The 3,708-nt window shown below is 73.8% G+C and carries 3 protein-coding genes and 1 pseudogene; 2 read left to right on the top strand and 2 right to left on the bottom strand.

What is annotated here, in order from left to right; translation table 11 throughout:
• A partial coding sequence (locus FV230_RS25740) for a CoA transferase subunit A (RefSeq protein WP_147844409.1) occupies positions 1 to 712 on the bottom strand: 712 nt, incomplete at its 3' end.
• Positions 713 to 1,020: 308 nt separating this feature from the next.
• On the opposite strand from FV230_RS25740, the gene FV230_RS25735 reads away from it, so the two are divergent.
• Positions 1,021 to 2,883 carry an AsmA family protein gene (locus FV230_RS25735; RefSeq protein ID WP_147844408.1) on the top strand — a complete coding sequence of 621 codons (1,863 nt, stop codon included), beginning with the start codon at positions 1,021 to 1,023 and terminating at the stop codon, positions 2,881 to 2,883.
• A gap of 42 nt (positions 2,884 to 2,925) precedes the next feature.
• Here FV230_RS25735 and FV230_RS25730 read toward each other — a convergent pair whose 3' ends face one another.
• The gene (locus tag FV230_RS25730) at positions 2,926 to 3,426 is read right to left on the bottom strand and encodes a MarR family transcriptional regulator (RefSeq protein WP_147844407.1); all 501 of its coding nucleotides are present in this window, start codon (positions 3,424 to 3,426) and stop codon (positions 2,926 to 2,928) included.
• Positions 3,427 to 3,524: 98 nt separating this feature from the next.
• Here FV230_RS25730 and FV230_RS25725 point away from each other — a divergent pair.
• Positions 3,525 to 3,708: pseudogene (locus FV230_RS25725) on the top strand (DUF1499 domain-containing protein); the annotation flags it as partial.

Here is a 3,708-nt window from a genome sequence, read left to right as displayed (position 1 = left end):
CCGGAGCGGCCTCGGCGCGCTTGCGCACCGTGCGCTGCTCGATCCGCTTCTCGCGCCCCGGAACGTGGATGATCCGCTTCACGAAGATGCCGGGGGTGTGGATGTCGTCGGCGTCGATCTCGCCGGGCTGCACCAGGTGCTCGACCTGCGCCACCGTCATCGTCGCGGCGGTCGCCATCATCGGGTTGAAGTTCCGCGCGGTCTTCCGGTAGCGCAGGTTGCCCTCGGTGTCGCCGGTATGGGCGTGGACGATGGCGAGGTCCGCGAACAGCCCGCGCTCCATCACGAAGTGCTCGCCGTCGAATTCGCGCACCTCCTTGCCTTCGGCCACCTTCGTGCCGACGCCGGTCTTGGTGAAGAAGGCCGGGATGCCGGCCCCGCCCGCGCGGATGCGCTCGGCCAGCGTCCCCTGCGGATTGAACTCGATCTGGAGCTCGCCGCCGAGGTACTGCCGGGCGAACTCCTTGTTCTCGCCGACATAGGACGAGATCATCTTCGCGACCTGCCGGGTCTCGAGCAGCTTGCCGAGGCCGACGCCGTCGATGCCGGCGTTGTTCGAGACGATGGTCAGCCCCTTCACGCCCGATTCCCGCACTGCCTCGATCAGCTCGTCGGGGATGCCGCAGAGGCCGAAGCCGCCGCACATCACCATCATGTCGTTCTTGAGCAGCCCCGCGAGCGCCGACGTTGGATCCGCATAGACCTTCTTCATGGACACTGAACCCTTCCGGCCCGCGCGCGATCGCGCCGACATTCGTTCCGCGAAAGCTGTCCCCGATTCCGGCGCGCCGGTAAAGGCGCCCGGCGTCGGGAAGCGCGGCCCCGGCCGTCCGCACGACGGCGGCGGGGACGGCCAGGCGCTGCGGGCAGACAAAGCCGATCGGACGCTTTAAGGGAATCACCCGAACGGTCCGATGCATGACGGCGGGGTGAGCCTGAAACATCCGGGGCCGCTCGTCGTCCCCCGTCGCGACCTCGCCGCCCCTCGGGCCGGCCCGCGACGTGCCCGCCCGGAGTGCAATGTCGCCGCGCCGCCTCCTTCTCGCCGTCGGCTTCGCGTCGCTCGCCGTCCTCGGGACCGGCCTCGCGACCCTGCCCTGGCCGGTCGGCACCCCGACGGCGGCGGCCTTCGTCAGCCGCGGCCTGCGCGATTTCGGCTTCGCGCTCACCGCCGAGGGCGCGACCACGATGACGTTGCTGCCCCTGCCGCGCCTGAGCTTCACCCGCACCCGGATCACCGCCGCGCAGGCCGGCGGCCCGGCGCTGATCGAGGGCGGCAGCCTCGATCTCGACCTCAACCCGCTCGCCCTGCTCTCGGGCCAGGCCGACCTCGGCTCGCTCGCGCTGGGGGGCGCCACGATCCACATGCCGGAGAGCGCCGACGATCCGCGCTGGGCCGAGCCGGTGCGCCGGACCGCCGCGCGGCTCGGCCAAGGCGGCACGAATCACCCGCGCCGGATCACGCTGACCGGCGCGACCCTCGACGCGGCGAGCCCCGGCGGCGGCGCGCAGGCGGTCGACCTCACCCTCGCTTGGCCGCTCTGGAGCGCCGGCCTCGACGCGGCGGCGAGCTTCACCTGGCGCGGCGCGCGCACCAGCGTCGCGCTCATCGGCCTGCGCGCGAACGACCTGCTGAGCGGCGCCGCGTCGCCGTTCAGGCTCGATGCCGCCTGGCCCACCGGGAACTTGGCCGCCGAGGGCAGCGCTCGGACCGCGGGAGGCCTCGCCATCCAGGGGCAGGGGCGGATCGAGACGCGTTCGCTTTCCGAGACGATGGCCTGGATCGGCAGCGACGTGGCCTTGGGCCCCTTCATCCGGACGCTGGCCCTCGACGGACGCTTCGAGGCCGCCGGCCGCACGATGGCGTTCTCCAGCCTGCGCGCCACCTTCGGCGACGACGTGCTCGAGGGCGCGGGGTCCGTGAGCCTCGGCGAGGCCCGCACCGCGGTCCAGGCCACGCTCGCCAGCGACAGCCTGAACTTGGCGCCCCTGCTCGGCGGCCTGATGCAGATCTTCGGCGGATCGACGGTCGACGGCGCCCCTCAGGGCGCTCAGGCGATCGCCCTGGGCCCGCTCACGGGCGGAGACCTCGACCTGCGCATCTCGGCGGCCGAGAGCCGTATCGGGCCGGTCCTCCTGAACGATCTCGCGGCGAGCGTGCTGGTGCGGCCCGGGGCGGTCGAGGTCGCCCTCAACCGCGCCGAGCTCCAGGGCGCGACCCTGAAGGGCCGGGTCGCCCTGTCGGCGACCGGCGCGGACGGGGCCGAGACCGAGGTCAAGGCGCAGGGCGCCTTCGACCGGCTCGACCTCGGCGCCCTCCTGCTCGACCTCGGCGAGTCGCGCTGGGTTCACGGCGGCACGCAAGGGCAGTTCGCCCTGGAGAGCACCGGGCGCGATGCGGCGGACCTCACCGCGCACGTCGCCGGACGGGCCGCCTTCGCCATCGACGGCGGCGTGCTCGCCGGGATCGACCTCGCCGACGTCCTGCATCGCAACGGGGCGGTCGCGCCCGGCGCGCTCGCCCGCCGCAACGGCCGCACCCCGTTCGAGCGGGCCGCGATCACGTTGAAGTTCGCCGACGGGGTCGGCGAGATCGGCGAGGGCACCCTCAAGGCCGCCAACCTCACGGGCATCCTGCGCGGCCAGGTCTCGCTGCCGGCGCGCAGCGTCCGGGCCCGGGCGGAACTCGGCCCGAAGGCCGGGGGCGACAACGCCCGTGCAAGCCTCGCCTTCGACATCGACGGCCCGTGGGCCGGGATCCGCGTCCGCACCGGCCAGAAGGGCGCCGATCCAGACCAACGCGAGGACGCGCCGTCGTCCCTGCCCCTGCACGTGCCGACCTCGGTCGTGATTCCCGGCTCGGCGCGCGCCTACGCCCCCTGATCCGGAGGTCGGGCGAAGCTCGGATCCGCCATCCCGCGACGATCAATCGGCCTTGGGACGATCCGGCCTCTCGGCTTCGGACCGGGCCAGCTCCCGCCAGCGCAGCACGAGGCCCTCGAATGCGGCGAGGTCGTCGGCGCCGAGGCGCCCGAGCGTCCGCCCCACATAGGCCGCCTGCGCCGCGAGCCCCTGCGCGGCGAGGTCGGCACCGGCCGGCGTGAGGTGGAGCGCGTGCGAGCGCCGGTCGCCGGGGATCGGGCGGCGCTCGACCAGCCCGGCCTCGACCAGGCGGTCGATCAGACCGGAGACGTTGCCCTTCGTGACGTAGAGGCGCGCCGCCAGGTCCTGCTGGGTCAGGCCCTCGCGCTCGGTCAGCGTCGAGAGCACGTCGAATTGCGGGATCGACAGGCCGATACCGCGCAGCGTCCCGCTCATCGCCGCCGTGACCCGCCGGTTGAGGCGGATGAAGCGGAACCAGACGCGCAGGGGATCGACCGCGGCGTCGGCAGGATCCGGATCGGGGACGGGGCGGGTACGCGGCATCACGGGGCCCAGCTATAGCAGACCGGGCGATCCCGGCGAGTGGCGCGGCCACGCGCCGGCCGGTATAGCGTTCGCGACCCCGAAGCCAGACACCAGCCATGCGCCGCCTTCTCGTCGAGGAACCCGTCACCCGCGCCGGCCCCCTGGCCCGGTGGGCCGCCCTGTTCTCGCTCATCGTGTCCGGCATCGCGATCGTGCTGGTCCGCGATCCCCGTACGGAGGCCGGGCCGGCGCTGGCGACGCTGGCCGCGGGCCTCGGCGTCGCGGTGCTGGCCGTCGCGC

It is taken from the genome of Methylobacterium sp. WL6, from assembly GCF_008040095.1.
Lineage (GTDB): Bacteria > Pseudomonadota > Alphaproteobacteria > Rhizobiales > Beijerinckiaceae > Methylobacterium.
This window is presented reverse-complemented; position numbering and strand designations above follow the sequence as displayed.

Bases quoted from the DNA above. Each gene is read 5' to 3' on its own strand.
- FV230_RS25735 (WP_147844408.1), top strand. From the start codon at position 1,021: ATGTCGCCGCGCCGCCTCCTTCTCGCCGTCGGCTTCGCGTCGCTCGCC.
- FV230_RS25730 (WP_147844407.1), bottom strand. From the start codon at position 3,426: ATGCCGCGTACCCGCCCCGTCCCCGATCCGGATCCTGCCGACGCCGCG.